The organism is Pallidibacillus thermolactis (assembly GCF_025660415.1).
In the GTDB taxonomy this organism is placed as follows: domain Bacteria; phylum Bacillota; class Bacilli; order Bacillales; family Caldibacillaceae; genus Pallidibacillus; species Pallidibacillus thermolactis.
Window position 1 is genome coordinate 17,544 of the sequence record NZ_JAOUSE010000006.1, and the last position, 16,452, is coordinate 33,995.

The 16,452-nt window shown below is 34.8% G+C and carries 10 protein-coding genes; all 10 read left to right on the plus strand.

All coding sequences use genetic code 11. The features are described from left to right. Nucleotides 1-11: 11 nt before the first annotated feature. Complete coding sequence (nagA, locus tag OEV82_RS03645; protein WP_263061063.1) at nucleotides 12-1,181, plus strand: N-acetylglucosamine-6-phosphate deacetylase; 1,170 nt, start codon at nucleotides 12-14, stop codon at nucleotides 1,179-1,181. Nucleotides 1,182-2,151: 970 nt separating this feature from the next. Continuing rightward, nucleotides 2,152-4,077: a PTS system trehalose-specific EIIBC component gene (gene treP / locus OEV82_RS03650; RefSeq protein WP_263061064.1), complete on the plus strand. Its 1,926-nt coding sequence runs from the start codon at nucleotides 2,152-2,154 to the stop codon at nucleotides 4,075-4,077. Between the two features lie 115 nt (nucleotides 4,078-4,192). Next, nucleotides 4,193-5,857: an alpha,alpha-phosphotrehalase gene (treC, locus tag OEV82_RS03655; protein ID WP_173660529.1), complete on the plus strand. Its 1,665-nt coding sequence runs from the start codon at nucleotides 4,193-4,195 to the stop codon at nucleotides 5,855-5,857. Nucleotides 5,858-5,861: 4 nt separating this feature from the next. Continuing rightward, the gene (gene treR / locus OEV82_RS03660; RefSeq protein ID WP_173660523.1) at nucleotides 5,862-6,578 is read left to right on the plus strand and encodes a trehalose operon repressor; all 717 of its coding nucleotides are present in this window, start codon (nucleotides 5,862-5,864) and stop codon (nucleotides 6,576-6,578) included. Between the two features lie 20 nt (nucleotides 6,579-6,598). After that, nucleotides 6,599-8,278: a glycoside hydrolase family 13 protein gene (locus OEV82_RS03665; RefSeq protein WP_173660525.1), complete on the plus strand. Its 1,680-nt coding sequence runs from the start codon at nucleotides 6,599-6,601 to the stop codon at nucleotides 8,276-8,278. A gap of 566 nt (nucleotides 8,279-8,844) precedes the next feature. After that, entirely contained in the window at nucleotides 8,845-10,413 is a 1,569-nt protein-coding gene (locus OEV82_RS03670; protein ID WP_263061066.1) for a glycoside hydrolase family 43 protein, read from the plus strand. 192 nt (nucleotides 10,414-10,605) lie between these two features. Next, nucleotides 10,606-12,543, plus strand: a complete 1,938-nt coding sequence (locus OEV82_RS03675; RefSeq protein WP_263061068.1) for a right-handed parallel beta-helix repeat-containing protein — start codon at nucleotides 10,606-10,608, stop codon at nucleotides 12,541-12,543. A 561-nt stretch (nucleotides 12,544-13,104) separates the two neighbouring features. After that, nucleotides 13,105-14,388 (plus strand): extracellular solute-binding protein, encoded by a 1,284-nt coding sequence (locus tag OEV82_RS03680; protein WP_263061069.1) that lies wholly within the window; start codon nucleotides 13,105-13,107, stop codon nucleotides 14,386-14,388. A 73-nt stretch (nucleotides 14,389-14,461) separates the two neighbouring features. Further along, nucleotides 14,462-15,373, plus strand: coding sequence for a carbohydrate ABC transporter permease (locus OEV82_RS03685; RefSeq protein ID WP_173662047.1), 912 nt, complete (start codon nucleotides 14,462-14,464; stop codon nucleotides 15,371-15,373). Further along, entirely contained in the window at nucleotides 15,370-16,203 is an 834-nt protein-coding gene (locus tag OEV82_RS03690; RefSeq protein WP_173662045.1) for a carbohydrate ABC transporter permease, read from the plus strand. Before OEV82_RS03685 ends, OEV82_RS03690 begins: the two co-directional genes overlap by 4 nt. Nucleotides 16,204-16,452: the final 249 nt, after the last annotated feature.

Consider the following 16,452-nt stretch of genomic DNA (forward strand, 5'->3'; position numbering starts at 1 on the left):
AATGATGACATATGCATACAACCACTTTTATAAAAAATGCAACTATTTTTTTAGAAGACGGTACCCTTATAAGAGGTGGCTTGTTTATAGCAGACGGAAAGATAAGCGCGATTTACGAAGAGCAAGATAAGCCGATTGATATACCTGAAAATGTTCAAATTATTGATGCTACGAATCTTACTGCCATTCCGGGGTTTATAGATGGCCATATCCATGGAGCCAATGGAGCAGATACGATGGATGCAACCGAGGAAGCATTAGATAAAATGGCTTCATTTTTACCAAAAGAAGGCACAACGAGTTTCTTAGCTACCACGATCACACAAGCACCTGAAAATATTGAAAAAGCGTTACAAACAATTGCAAGCTATCAAAATAAACCGACCTTTGCGGAAATGATTGGTGTCCATTTAGAAGGACCTTTTGTAGAGAAATCCAAGGCAGGTGCGCAACCTTTAAAATATATTGTAGAACCAGATATTGATCTTTTCTTAAGATGGCAGGAGTTGTCAGGTAATAAAATCCGAACAATTACGATGGCTCCAGAGCATGACATAGATGGGTCATTTATCAATACATTAAAAGAACATGGGATTAACGTATCTGCAGGACATACCGGTGCAGGATTTGCAGAGATTAAGAAAGCTGTTGAACAAGGTGTTTCTCAGTTGACACATCTATGTAATGCGATGAATGGAATTCATCATCGGGATATCGGTGCAGTAGGTGCTGCATTTCTATTAGATACATTGCGAGCTGAATTAATAGCAGATGGGATCCATGTTGTACCTGAGATGCTTCAGCTCATTTATGATAATGTTGGTAGTGATAGAATTATTCTAATTACCGATTCTATGCGTGCCAAAGGCCTGCCTCCTGGAGACTATGAATTAGGTAACCAGCCAGTAAAAGTAGATAATGAACGTGCGGTACTAGAAGACGGTACACTCGCTGGTAGTATTTTAAAGATGGATGATGGTGTTCGGAGAATGTTTGGATTAAATGGTGTTTCACTTCATGATGTGGTCAAAATGGCTTCCGTTAATCCAGCTAAACAAATTGGAATATATGATCGGAAAGGGAGTATTACAGTCGGTAAAGATGCAGATATTTTACTAGTAGACAATGACTTAAATATCCAGTATACGATTTGTCGTGGAGAGATTGCCGTTCGTCCATAAGTTTGTTATTTACTAAAACAACTCCTAAATCCATAATGGTTAGGAGTTGTTTTTTAATTGAACGCCTAAAGCTTGTATCATACCCGATTCACCATCAGATGTACCTAGATCATCACAGCCAACTCCTAACGCTATAAGTAGTTGTTTTTAAGGGGTTCTTTTATTACGAGGTACTAGTTTTAATCCTGTTACTGACAAAGCAGGCAGTTCGTTTTCCACTCTCTACATATATCCTAAAATGACTGTGAATCTTCTTGCTAACTGGTCCTGTCACTTTTTTATAGATCAATTCTCCTCCTTTTATGTTAATGAGTTTTCGCAAAACTTTCTCCTCCATCGATCATTGGTAAAACACCCATTTCAATCGATGGATCAACACGTTTCATTGCTGAAGCCACAAACATTCTTTATATCCCGACGGTACTATAACAATTTCTATTAAAACATTCCTCTAATACTTCTACCTAATTTATACAATCAAAAAGTTAGAAGTTAATAAGAGCCACATTAAAAAACAAATATAAAGCTTAATTTATATGAGAAAGTGTTTTAATAGGTTAAGAAGATGACATGTCATTACAAAATATTTTTTCTAAAATATTAATAATTTAGGTTTACACTATTGTGTTTTCTTTATCCTTCTAATGGCTGTTTCAGAACTTTTTCCTATATTTCCATAAAATGTTAATTGTAAGCACTTGCAAAACTTGTATATACAAGATAAACTATAGTTAGAACATGTATATACAAGTTAATAGAAAACGATTTCTTGTATATATAAATTCAGACTAGAACATGTATACAAGTTCTTTCATACCAAATAATCTTTTAAAAGTTGAGAGCGTACGCTTTTTGTTGAATATTTTTATTGTTTTATTAATGCGTATTTGTGTCTTTTAACCAAAATAAGGATACTACTGTTTTATGACGGGAAATATAACAATAGCAATTAAGAATTGGAGTGAAAAACATGGCAAATCAAGCAAGAAAAATAGCTTTGGTAGCGCCGCTAACTGGTAAGGTTGTCGCAATTGAAAATGTTCCAGACCAGACATTTTCTGAGAAGATGATGGGGGATGGACTGGCCATTGAACCGACAGATGGTAAAGTGGTTGCACCGGTAGATGGAGAAGTTGTCGTAACGTTTCCAACGAAGCATGCAGTTGGTTTAAAAACCGCTTCAGGTATGGAATTGCTTATTCACGTCGGTTTAGAAACCGTTCACATGGATGGTGAAGGGTTTGATATGCATGTTAAGCAAGGGGATAAGGTTAAGGCTGGAGATCTGTTGTTGACATTTGATTTACAGCTAATTAAGAAAAAAGCAGCAAGTCATATTACTCCGGTCATTATTACAACTGGTGAGCTAGTTCAAAGTATTAGAAAAACCAATGATGGTACGGTGATCGCCGGGGAATCAACATTGTTGGAAATCACGTTGAAAGGTCAATCTGAAGAGAGCTCAAAAGAAAAAGTAGTCACTCAATCTGGTATGGAATATAGCGAAGAGGCAAAGCAAATTGTTGAAGCGATTGGTGGAATCGAAAATATTAATGCAGCAACTCATTGTGTTACAAGACTACGCTTTGCATTAGACAATGAAGACATTGTAGACAAAGATAAATTAGAAAAAATAGATGTTGTAAAAGGTACGTTTTCTGCAAATGGACAATTTCAAATTGTGATTGGTCAAGGTACTGTAGATAAAGTATACAAGGCATTAGTTCATGAAACAGGTATTAAAGAAGCGACCAAAGAAGAAGTAAAAGCTGCTGGCGGTCAAAAATTGAATCCGCTTCAACGAGGAATTAAAGTACTTGCTGATATATTCATTCCAATTTTACCGGCCATTGTTATGGCAGGTTTACTACTGGGGCTAAATAATATCTTAGTTAACCCGATATTTACAGATCAGCCGATCATTGAAATGTATCCTTCTTGGGCTGGCGTAGCGGATATGATTAACGTAATAGCCAATACTGCATTTACATTTTTACCTGCACTAATTGGTTGGTCGGCAGTAAAACGATTTGGTGGAAATCCGTTACTAGGGATTGTACTCGGGTTGATTCTTGTACATCCATCCTTAATGCCTGCAAGTGATTATGCGGTTGCGGCAGCAAAAGGTGAAGCACCCACTTGGAATCTTTTCGGTTTTGAAGTAAACATGATGGGTTATCAAGGACAAGTGTTGCCTGTTTTAGTTGCATCATGGGTGTTAGCAAGTATTGAGAGATGGTTAAGAAAACGAGTAATTGACTCCTTACAGTTGTTAGTCGTTGCACCTGTTGCTCTTCTTGTAACTGGATTTTTAGCATTTATTGTCATTGGGCCAGTTACCTTTACAATTGGAAACTGGATAACAAACGGATTAATTGCTATCTTCGAGGCAGTTCCACTCATTGGTGGTCTAATTTATGGATTATTTTATGCTCCTTTAGTTATTACTGGAATGCATCACACATTTCTTGCCGTAGACTTGCAATTGATCGGTAGTACAGGTTCGACTTTCCTATGGCCAATCGTAGCACTTTCCAATATAGCCCAGGGATCTGCTGTATTTGCAATGTTTCTTGCTACTAAAAATGAAAAGTTAAAAGGACTAGCAGGAACTTCTGGAATATCCGCCTGGTTAGGGGTTACAGAACCAGCGATGTTTGGGGTTAATTTACAATATCGCTATCCATTTATTGCTGCAATTATCGGAGCAGCAATTGCCGGTGCTCTCATTACAGTAAGTAATGTACAAGCTTCCTCTATCGGTGTTGGTGGAATTCCAGGATTTTTATCAATATCCAACAGCATAGGAGCCTTTTTCATTGGAATGTTGATTGTAATCGTGGTTCCATTTATCATTACATTTATTATTGCAAAACGGAAACAACTGGAAAATTAAATGCATTGTTATTTAAAAATATTTGCCTTAGTTCTTTCGTTTTAAAATGGTACGAAGGAGCTGAGGCATCTATCTATTTTTATTCATAATCGTTTTGAAAGGAGTATATATTATGATGAAAACAGAAGCATGGTGGAAAAGGTCGACGGTCTATCAAATTTACCCAAAAAGTTTCTATGATACGACAGGATCAGGGACTGGTGATATTCAAGGGATCATTCAAAAACTTGATTATATAAAAAAATTAGGTGCTGATGTCATTTGGTTAACGCCAATTTACCAATCTCCTCAAAATGACAATGGCTATGATATTAGCGATTATTATGCGATTGACCCGTCCTATGGAACAATGGAAGATTTTGAGCAGTTGTTGGAAGAAACACATAAACGTGGGATGAAACTAATTATGGATCTAGTTGTCAACCATACCTCCACTGAACATGAATGGTTTAAACAGGCGAGATCATCCAAAGACAATCCTTTTCGAGAATTCTATATTTGGAAAGATCCAAAAAATGGTGGTCTTCCGAATAACTGGCAGTCAAAATTTGGTGGACCTGCCTGGCAGTTTGATGAGAAAACCGGACAATATTATTTACACTTGTTTGATGTTACTCAGGCCGATCTGAACTGGGAAAATGAAGCGTTAAGAGAAAAAATATTCGATATGATGCGCTTTTGGGCAGAAAAAGGAATTGATGGTTTTCGTCTAGATGTCATTAATTTGATTTCTAAAAATCAAGATTTCCCTGATGATGATATCGGTGATGGGCGTAGATTTTATACAGATGGACCGCGGATCCATGAATTTTTGCATGAAATGAACCGGAATGTTTTCTCGAAATACGATATGCTTACTGTCGGGGAAATGTCGTCTACCAATCTGGAAAGCTGTATTAAATATACGAATCCGGAACGTGAAGAACTGTCGATGACATTTCAATTCCATCATTTAAAAGTGGATTATCCAAATGGGGAGAAATGGACGAAAGCACCGTTTGACTTTTTGGAGTTAAAAAAGATTTTATCTGATTGGCAAGTTGGCATGCATAAAGGTGGAGGCTGGAATGCCTTATTCTGGTGTAATCATGATCAGCCTCGGGTAGTTTCACGATTTGGGGATGATGGTGAATATCATCGTGAGTCAGCGAAGATGCTAGCGACCACTCTGTTCATGATGCAAGGTACACCGTATATTTTCCAAGGTGAAGAAATAGGTATGACGAATCCTAATTTCACATCCATTGATCAATATCGTGATGTCGAGTCTTTAAACGCCTACAAAATTTTGCAAGAAGAAGGAAAAAACGAAGAAGAAATTATCTCTATATTGCAGCAAAAATCCCGCGATAATGGTCGTACGCCGATGCAATGGACAAAAGAACGTCATGCAGGGTTTACAAAGGGAACTCCTTGGATTGGAGTTGCAGACAACTATTCGGAAATCAATGTAGAAAATGCACTCGAAGATTCAAATTCCATCTTTTATCATTACCAGAAGTTAATCCAATTGCGGAAACAATATGATATTATCACATACGGTGATTACAAACTCCTTTTGGATGCTGATCCACAAATTTTCGCTTATACTAGAAATTGGGAAAACGAAAAATTACTCGTGATTAGTAATTTTTACGGAAAAGATGCGGTCGTCAATTTGCAATTTGAGGAAGAGAAGGAACCTGAAATCCTACTATCAAATTATGAAGATTCACCACGTAAGCTGGATCAGTTGCAACTTCGGCCGTATGAATCGATTGTCTATTATTGGAAGGGATAACTGCATGCAAAAGAAATATTTAAACATCTACAATGATTTAGTGAAAAAAATTCAATCCAATTTATGGTCGATAGGAGAACTGTTACCATCTGAAAATGAATTGGCCAGTCAATATGAAACTTCTAGAGAAACCATCCGTAAAGCATTAGATTTATTGTCTCAAAACGGCTATATTCAGAAGATCCAAGGAAAAGGGTCTATGATAATTGATCGGAATAAATTTTCATTTCCTGTTTCCGGCATTGAAAGTTTTACAGAATTAGCGGGCAAATTAGAGTTAAACAGTCGGACTATTGTTCATTCTATTAAATACTTAGATCCGAATAATAAGTCGATGGAATTTTTAAAAACTGATCCACATGATCGGGTATGGAACGTAAACCGGATCCGGGAAATAGACGGCGAAAAGGTAATTTTAGATAAAGATTATTTTAATGATCAATATTTACCTTTACTAACAGAAGAAATTTGTCAAGGATCCATTTATAATTATATTGAAAATGAGTTAGGACTTGTCATTGGATTTGCACAAAAAGAAATTGTCGTGGAAAACCCAACGGATGAGGATCGTGAACTCCTCGATCTAGAAGGTTTTTCTAATGTGGTTGTCATCCGAAGCCAAGTCTATTTGGATGATGCTAATTTATTTCAATTTACCGAATCGAGGCACCGCCCGGATAAATTTCGATTTGTTGATTTTGCAAGACGAGTAAAAAATTAGCCACGGTGGGAGGATTCATATTGCAAAAAAATTGGTGGAAAGAAAGTGTTGTTTATCAGATTTATCCGCGTAGTTTCTTTGATAGCAACGGGGACGGGATCGGCGATATTAGAGGTATAATTAAAAAGCTAGATTACCTAGAAAAACTTGGAGTAGATGTTATTTGGCTTTCTCCTGTTTATGAATCACCAAATGATGACAATGGATATGATATATCCGACTATCAAAAAATTATGGATGAATTCGGAACAATGGACGACTTGGATGAATTAATTACTGACATCCATGCTCGTGGAATGAAAATCATTATGGATCTCGTTGTTAATCATACGTCTGACGAACATGAATGGTTCAAACAAGCAAGAAAATCTAAGAATAACCCATATCGAGATTATTATATTTGGCGACCTGGAAAGAATGGAAAAGAACCGAATAATTGGCGGTCCAACTTTGGGGGATCCGCATGGGAATATGATCCTGTGACGGATGAATATTATTTGCATTTATTTAGCAAAAAACAACCGGATTTAAACTGGGAAAATCCGAAACTGCGTAAAGAAATATACAAAATGATGACATGGTGGCTAGATAAAGGAATTGACGGTTTCCGTATGGACGTTATCAACTTTATTTCTAAAGCTCCAGGATTACCAGACGGAAAGGTTATGCCGGGAGAAATATATGCTTCCGGCAGCCAATATTATCGAAATGGTCCGCGTATTCATGAATTTTTGCAAGAAATGCACGAACAAGTACTGTCCAAGTATGATGTGATGACCGTTGGCGAAATGCCTGGTGTTGATGTAGAAGAAGCGAAAAAATATACAAATCCAGAAAGAAAAGAATTGAATATGGTGTTTACCTTTGAACATATGAGTCTTGATTCTGGACCATATGGCAAATGGGACTTAAAACCCCTTAGGCTTATTGATTTAAAGAAAAACCTTACCAAATGGCAAAATGGACTCAATGGAATCGGCTGGAACAGTTTGTATTGGAACAATCACGACCAACCGAGGATCGTTTCACGATTTGGAGATGACAAAGAATATCGGGTTGAATCTGCAAAAATGCTTGCGACATGTCTGCATATGCTACAGGGGACACCTTACATTTATCAAGGTGAGGAAATTGGCATGACGAATATCTGCTTTGATTCGATTGAGGATTATAGAGATATTGAAACTTTAAATTTTTACCGAGAAAAAGTGATCGAAGGTAATGAGGACCCGGAACAAGTGATGGAATCGATTTATGCAAAAAGTAGGGACAATGCCCGGACACCATTTCAGTGGAGCGATAAACCACAGGCAGGATTTACAACAGGAAAGCCGTGGATTCAGGTGAATCAAAATTATAACGAAATTAACGCAAACCAGGCAATCGAAGATCCGAATTCAATTTTCCATTATTATCGGAAATTAATTCAACTTAGAAAACAATACCCGATCATTATATATGGGGACTACCAGCTCCTACTACCGGAACACGAACAGGTTTTTGCTTATTTACGAACATATAAAGGTCAAAAATTGTTGGTGATTACAAATTTCAGCAAGGAAAACATTCCATTTAAATTTCCAGAGGATATTCCGTTTTACGCAAACGAGTTATTAATTAGCAACTATAAAATAGATGGGGATAATTTCCAAATATTTACACTCAAACCGTATGAAGCACGAGTATATCTAGGAGTATAGGACGTTAATATAGGATCCTTGCAAAGACACAAAGGTAAGACACATAAAATGAAAATAGTATGATATAGGAAAATTTAAATGTCTCCAGTTGTTATATGGAGACATTTAAATTTTCCATTTTAATTATTAATTCTACTTTATGAATATCTTGCTTTATATAAATGTCTTAGAAATAAGATATAGTCTCTTTTCTTCACTTGAAAAACTTAGTTTGTATACTAGACAAACAATATCCGTTTTGTTAAGCTATTGATGAAAGGGGTTTCACAATAAATCTATATAACAACTTTTCATTAATAGAAGTGATGGGATTACTTTACATATTTTTTTCTGATTATTCTGATGAGTATAACGATGATGTTTTTTAACCAATAACATACTTGGATATCGAAAGTTTGAGCGTTAGAAAGCAATCATGATAGGTGATAAAAAGAATTCAACAGTCATCATTTAGCTTATACCCTTTTTAAACGATCCTTCAATATGTAAATGTAGAAAATTTGAAGGAGTATTTATAGATTGTCTATATATTGGCTTGATTAAAATGAACTGCCAGGAGGTGTTTTATGAGAAATACAATAAAAAATCCGATATTGACAGGTTTTAATCCAGATCCGTCAATATTAAGGGTAGAAGATGATTATTATATTGCTGTATCTACTTTTGAATGGTATCCGGGTGTACAAATCTATCATTCAAAAGATTTAGTTAACTGGAAATTGATTGGTCAACCTTTAACTCGTACCTCTCAGTTAAATTTGATAGGAAATATTGATTCTGGGGGAGTATGGGCACCTTGTTTAAGTTATTCAGATGGGCTGTTCTATTTGGTATATACAGATGTGAAAACTAGAATGAGTGCTTTTAAAGATACTCACAATTATTTAGTTACCGCAGAAAATATTGAGGGTCCTTGGTCGGAACCGACATATTTGAACAGCAGTGGATTTGATCCGTCTCTATTTCACGATGATGATGGTAGGAAATGGCTAGTGAATATGCTTTGGGATTTTCGTAAGGGGCGTAATTCTTTCGCAGGGATTGTCATTCAAGAGTATTCTGTAGAAGGAAAGAAACTTATAGGTCCAAGAAAAAATATATTTAAAGGTTCGGAGCTGGGAGTCACTGAAGCTCCACATATCTATAAACGAAATGGATATTATTATTTAATGACTGCTGAAGGAGGGACTTGGTACACTCATGCTGTATCTGTAGCACGATCAAAGTCCATATTTGGTCCCTACGAACTAGACCCAACAAATCCAATATTGACCTCTAATCAGGAAGATATGAACGAATTACAAAAAGCAGGACATGGTAGCTTAGTAGAAACACAAGATGGGGAATGGTATTTGGCCCATTTATGTGCAAGACCGGTGGTGGATAAAAAGTGTATATTGGGTCGAGAAACAGCCCTGCAAAAGTGTTATTGGACAGAGGATGATTGGATTCGTGTAGTGGGAGGTCCAAATCCACAGAAAGAAGTCGAAGGTCCAAATCTTCCTTTATATCCATTTAAACAGGAAAGTAATTTTGATGACTTTAAGGAGAAACAGTTGAAGAAGTATTGGAACTCATTAAGAAGACCTTTTTCAGAAGACTGGGTTTCCTTAACTGAACGTCCAGGGTACCTGCGTGTAACCGGGGGCGAATCAATGCAATCAACACATCGTCAGAGTATGATAGCTCGAAGATTAGATAGTTTACAAGTTGAAGTAGAAACAGCATTAGAATTTGAACCAGAAAATTTTCAGCAAATGGCAGGACTTATTTTTTATTATGATACAGAAGATTATGTTTATCTTAGAGTGACACATGATGAAAATATAAATAAATGTTTGGGCATTATTGAAACGAAACATGGAAAGTATAATGAACTACTAAATGAAGATATCCCATTAGAATCTGGATTAATCAGATTAAAAGCAAAGCTTGATCATCAATGGTTACAATTTTATTATTCAACAGAAGATAACCGTTGGCAAAAGATTGGAAATCGAATCGACATAAGTCATCTTTCAGACGATGATTCACATTATATCCGCTTTACTGGAACATTTGTCGGTATGTGTGTACAAGATTTGAGTGGTCAAAAAATACCAGCATACTTTAAATACTTCGATTATCGAAAATAGTCATATAATTTCTAGATAAATAGAGTACTAGGATCTGTACTACTATAAGTTTGTTCTGCATTACTCTTTTTTTGAATTTTATTTCAGAAAATTTGATTTTGTGTAATTTGTGATAAATAAGTTATGAATAATAATATTTAAAATTATCGTATAAAACAGGGATAAAACTATGTTTCAGGAGGTAGTTTTAGAATGGGACGTGTTTATCATGTGGCAAAAACTGGTTCAGATTTAGGGAATGGAACAAAAGAGGCACCATTTTTAACAATAAATAAAGCTGCTTCTATTGCAGTGGCAGGTGATACAGTTATTGTCCATGAAGGTGTATATCGTGAATGGATAAAACCGAAAAATTCAGGCTTAAGTAATACTAGACGAATCACATATCAAGCAGCTGAAGGAGAAAAAGTAGTTATTAAAGGTTCCGAAAGAATTCAAAATTGGAGACATGTAGAAGGCAGTATTTGGAAAGTACAACTATCCAATAGTTTCTTTGGAGACTTCAATCCTTATAAAGAGGAAGTATATGGCGATTGGCTTTTATATAGTCCAGGTAAACACCTAGGTGAAGTATATTTAAATGGTATGTCTTTTTATGAGGTAAATAGTTTAGAGAAGTTATATAATCCAAGTGTAGTGAAAGAAGTATTAGATCATTGGACAAATAAAGTTGTTCCTGTAGATAATCCTGAGCAAACAAAATATGTATGGTTTTCACAAGTAGATGAGGAATTCACTACTATTTATGCAAACTTTCATGAATATGATCCAAATAAAGAATTAGTAGAGATTAATGTACGTAAATGTTGTCTTTATCCAGAGCAGACAGGAATAAATTATATAACTATAAAAGGATTTGAAATGTGCCATGCTGCTACTCCTTGGTCTCCGCCGACAGCCGAACAACCTGGTTTAATCGGAGCTCATTGGAGTAAAGGTTGGATTATTGAAAATAATATTATCCATGACTCAAAGTGTAGTGCAATTAGTATTGGTAAAGAAATCACAACAGGTAATAATTATCGTACTAAAAGGAAAGATAAACCTGGTTATCAATACCAACTGGAATCTGTCTTCTCTGCAAAGAAAATAGGGTGGAGTAAAGAAAATATCGGTTCACATATAATTAGAAATAATATCATATATGATTGTGGCCAAAATGGAATTGTCGGACATCTTGGTTGTATATTTAGTAAAATTTATAATAATCATATTTATAATATTGGTATAAAAAGAGAATTTTATGGACATGAGATCGCTGGAATAAAATTGCATGCGGCAATTGACGTGCAAATTGTTAATAATCGAATCCATAATTGTAGCTTAGGTACCTGGTTAGACTGGCAAACTCAGGGAACTAGAGTAAGTAAGAACCTGTACTATAATAATAATCGGGATTTGTTTGTCGAAGTCAGTCATGGTCCGTATTTAGTTGATCATAATATTCTTGGCTCCGAATATGCAATAGATAATTTTGCACAAGGAGGAGCCTATATCAATAATTTAATCTGTGGCAAAATGGTGCACCGCAAAGTTTTAGAACGATCAACACCATACCATTTTCCACATAGTACGGATATAGCCGGCTGTGCTGTAGTATACGGAGGAGATGACCGTTTTAAAAACAATATTTTTGTCGGCAAAGATTCAGTTGAAATGGTCGGCACTGCACATTTTAATGGTTACACAAATTCATTAGAGGAATATATTGAGCTAGTTGAAAAGAGAGAACCCGGTGATTTAAATATATTTTTAGAAGTAGAACAGCCTGTATATATCAATCACAATATGTATTTAAATGGTGCTATATCATATGAAGATGAAAAAAATAAATTAGTGAAAAATGATTTTTCTCCAGAAATAAACATTCTGGAAAAAGAAGATGGTGTCTATCTTCATTGTAAACTTCCAGAGGAATTTGAAGAATTTCTAGGTGAAGTTCAAACGACGAAAACGTTAGGAAGAGTAAGAATTGTTGATATGGAATTTGAAAATCCAGATGGAAGTGAATTAATCTTAGATACTGATTATTTTGGAGAAAGAAAAACGAATCGACATGTCATAGGTCCTATAAACCAATTAAAAAAGGGAAATAACCAAGTGAAAGTTTGGATAAAAGAAAATGTGTAGCTTAGGTTTTAGCGATAATACGAAATGGTTCTAAACAATACTGTTTAGAACCATTTTTTTGAAAAGAGCACCCTATTTTAAGTGATTGCATTATTTTCAGATAAGGAAAGTTAATTCTAAATATATTGACAATTATGTATTATTATAATAAACTGAAGTTAGTTAGTACAGTGGCTAAACTAACTTTTTTGAAAACGTTACCGTCCATTTATCATTCTTTTTAAATGATTGAAGGGGGGACTTATATTAGTATTAGGAAATTTGTTTGTTATCCGAGTGGGTAGGAACACTGTTAAACAAACAAACTACAAAATCTAAATCGGGAAAATCGAAAACATGATATTTCTATGATTAGTAGATTGTTATGCAAAAATGTAGATTATAGCTGTAGTGGATCTTAATTATTCTGAATTATCTGTCATATTAACGATAACTTATAATTTTTGAAAAAACATGATCTTTCTTAAGTAACCTGGATATCGGATGTAGAAGTAATGGGGTTTAGTAAAACATGTATGACAAAATGTGATTATAAAGCTAGATTTTAAAAAAGAGAGGATGATGAAATTGAAAAGGTTACTTCTCCTTTTCATTGTGACATGTATAAGTCTGGTAGGCTGTCAAGGTTCAAATGAGTCTAAAGAACCCAATGCCTCCAAGGGCCAAAAAGAGCTTGAGCTTTGGCACTTTGACACTGGAGCAAGAATAGAAATATATAATGATGCTATAAAGCGCTTTGAAGAGAAACATCCAGGTGTGAAAGTAAACGTAGTACAGGTACCAAATGATGATTATAAGCAACGTTTAGTTGTTGCTATGTCAGGTGGCCAAGCACCAGATGTCTTTGCGAGTTGGGGCGGTGGATGGCTGGAAGAGTTTGTGAAATCAGGGCAAGTAAAAGATCTAACGAATGAAGATATTGAGTTTGATCGTTTTATAGAAACTGCCTTAGAAAACGCTACATATGACAATAAAATTTACGGACTCCCATTAGGTATATCGCCATATATTTTTTACTATAATAAAGAAATTTTTGAGAAATACGGGTTAGAAGTACCAGAAACCTATGATGATTTGCTAGAAATTGTTGATGTTTTAAAGGAAAATGACGTATATCCTATCGCGTTAGCAAACCAACCTAAATGGCCAGGTGCATTCTTTTTAATGTATTTTGTAGATCGATTAGGTGGAGAAGATGTATTTAAACAAGCTTATCGTCGAGAAGGAAAAGGTTTTGATGATGAAGTCTTTGTAAAAGCTGGTGAATATATTCAAGACCTTGTTAATAAAGGTGCCTTTAATCCAGGCTTTAATGGACTCCCTTATGATTCTGGCCAAGCAAGACAATTGATGTATACGGGACAAGCAGCTATGTTACTGCAAACAGGTGCTTTTGTTAATCATGTTCGTGAAGAATTTCCTGAGTTTGAAGAAAAAATGGGGGTATTTCGATTTCCTAAATTGGAAGAAGGAATTGGAGATCCAACAAATATGAGTGCTGGGGTTTCACCAACATGGTCTATCAAAGAAGATACGGAACATCCAGAACTTGCTGTAGAGTTGATTAAGGAATTAACAAGTGATGAGACTGCACAAGATTATGTTGATAGATCGGGTAATGTAGTTGCGATCAAAGGTGTGGAAGTTGAAGATGAGTATACAAGTATCTTTACAGAATGGATCAATAATGCAAATTCAATCCAATTTCCATATGACCAAACATTGCCACCAGAATTAGCTGAACTCCATAAAAATACAACTTTTGATTTATTTGGACTAACCATGACACCAGAAGAAGCTGCAAAGGCAATGGAAAAAAAAGCAAAGGAAATCCTAGATAAATGAACAAAGGCTAGTATACAAAACTAGCCTTTCTACTAATATATGATACTCTCTAGAAAAATAAAGGGGGGGCACAATGGATAGTAACAACAGTTCGCTTAAAATCGAAAATCGAAAAAAAAGAATGGCAATCTTATTATTCGTATTACCTGCACTCTTAGTTTATACAATTTTTATCATTTATCCTATACTTGCCACCTTCAATTATAGTTTATTTGAATGGAATGGTATTTCAAAAGAAAAAGTATTTATTGGCTTTGAAAATTTTAAAAATCTATTATATGACAGCACTTTCTGGCTAGCATTGAAAAATAATGTATATCTCATTTTAGTATCTGTTTTTGTTCAAATACCATTAGGATTAATAATGGCATTGGTATTATTAAGTAAAATTAGAGGGAAAAAGATCCTAAACGTAATATACTTTTTACCGTTTTTAATGTCAGCAGTGGCTATTGGTCTTTTATGGACTTTGATGTATGATCCTGTGAATGGACCGATTAATAAATTTTTGGAGTTCTTTGGTATCGACTCAATCCATTGGTTAGCTTCAAATAAAACGGCAATTGTTGCTGTTTTGGTTGTAATTGTATGGCAATTCGCTCCGTTTTATATGATATTATTTAAGGCTGCAATGGTAGGAATTCCTGAAGAACTATATGAAGCTGCAGATATCGATGGGGCAAATGAAGCTCAGAAATTCTTTTATGTTACACTTCCATCATTAATGCCAACAATTGTAAGTTCATCTATTCTTGCTGTAGTAGGTTCTCTTAAAACATTTGATATGTTTTATATAATGTTAGGCGGAGGCTCCGGTAGTGCAACTGAAATATTAGGAACTTATATGTATAAACAAAGTTTCATTAATTTTAATATGGGGTATGGAAGTGCGATTGCATCAATGATGTTTATTCTTGCATTAATTAGTGTAATATTAATTTTAATTACTGACGGTCTAAGGCAAAGAAGGGAGTCTCTAAAATGAAATCTGTAACAAAGGTGATTAATAAATTTTTAATTTATATATTCGCTCTCATTTTAGTTATTTTTACAGGATATCCCTTTTTGTATATGGTTACCACTTCCTTTAAGTCGATGAATGACTTTTTTTTAAATCCTTTCTCCATTTCGTTGGATTCTATGACATTTGAACAGTATGTGTCAGTGTTTGAAAAAGGGCTTTTCAACTTTTTCCTGAACAGTATTTATGTAACGGTTGGTTCTGTTATATTAGTTGTTATTATATCTGCCCTTGCAAGCTATCCATTAAGTCGGTTGAATTTCAAATTAAATAGACCGCTATTTTTATTATTTATCGTTGGTATGATGATTCCAATTCATGCCACTTTAATACCAATATTTATCATGTCAAATAACTTTGATCTCTATGACTCATTATTAGCGTTAATCGGTCCATATGTTGCATTTGCTTTGCCAATTTCAATATTTATTTTTGTACAATTTATGAGAGAGATTCCTGTTGAGCTTGAAGAGGCTGCGAAATTAGACGGTGCTGGATATTGGAGGATTTTTATTAATGTCATATTTCCGAATGTTAAACCCGCCATTTCAACTGTTGTCATATACAACTTTGTTCATATTTGGAATGAATTTGTATTTGCTTTAGTATTAATCCAAAGTCAGGAAGAAATGACATTGCCACTAGGACTCCAAAAGTTTTATGGTGAATTCTCGGTTAATGTACCAGGTTTAATGGCAGCTTTAACGTTAGCTAGTTTACCAATAATTGCAGTATTTATTTTCTCTCAAGAAAGAGTAGTAAGAGGTTTAACGAGTGGTTCTGTAAAAGGTTAATAGATTATTGAATATTATAATTGAAAGTGATAAAAAGTGAAATTAATTGTTAAAAGGGAGCAGAGGAATTTTTAATTAAAGAATCAATTATTAAATAAAAGAAAACGCTGTTTTGAAGTATCTACCTAATCATAAAAAGAGAGGTAATCCTCCCTCTCTTTTTTTGTATGCTTATGTGTAGCTTTGTCAATTTTATACTAAGTGTCCTTTTTGCTATATACAAAATATAATACAACATTATAAGCCACT

Excerpts from the sequence above, each read along its gene's own strand:
- treC (WP_173660529.1), top strand. The coding sequence starts at position 4,193 with ATGAAAACAGAAGCATGGTGGAAAAGGTCGACGGTCTATCAAATTTAC.
- OEV82_RS03680 (WP_263061069.1), top strand. The coding sequence starts at position 13,105 with ATGAAATTGAAAAGGTTACTTCTCCTTTTCATTGTGACATGTATAAGT.
- OEV82_RS03690 (WP_173662045.1), top strand. The coding sequence starts at position 15,370 with ATGAAATCTGTAACAAAGGTGATTAATAAATTTTTAATTTATATATTC.
- OEV82_RS03675 (WP_263061068.1), top strand. The coding sequence starts at position 10,606 with ATGGGACGTGTTTATCATGTGGCAAAAACTGGTTCAGATTTAGGGAAT.
- treP (WP_263061064.1), top strand. The coding sequence starts at position 2,152 with ATGGCAAATCAAGCAAGAAAAATAGCTTTGGTAGCGCCGCTAACTGGT.
- treR (WP_173660523.1), top strand. The coding sequence starts at position 5,862 with ATGCAAAAGAAATATTTAAACATCTACAATGATTTAGTGAAAAAAATT.
- OEV82_RS03670 (WP_263061066.1), top strand. The coding sequence starts at position 8,845 with ATGAGAAATACAATAAAAAATCCGATATTGACAGGTTTTAATCCAGAT.
- nagA (WP_263061063.1), top strand. The coding sequence starts at position 12 with ATGCATACAACCACTTTTATAAAAAATGCAACTATTTTTTTAGAAGAC.
- OEV82_RS03685 (WP_173662047.1), top strand. The coding sequence starts at position 14,462 with ATGGATAGTAACAACAGTTCGCTTAAAATCGAAAATCGAAAAAAAAGA.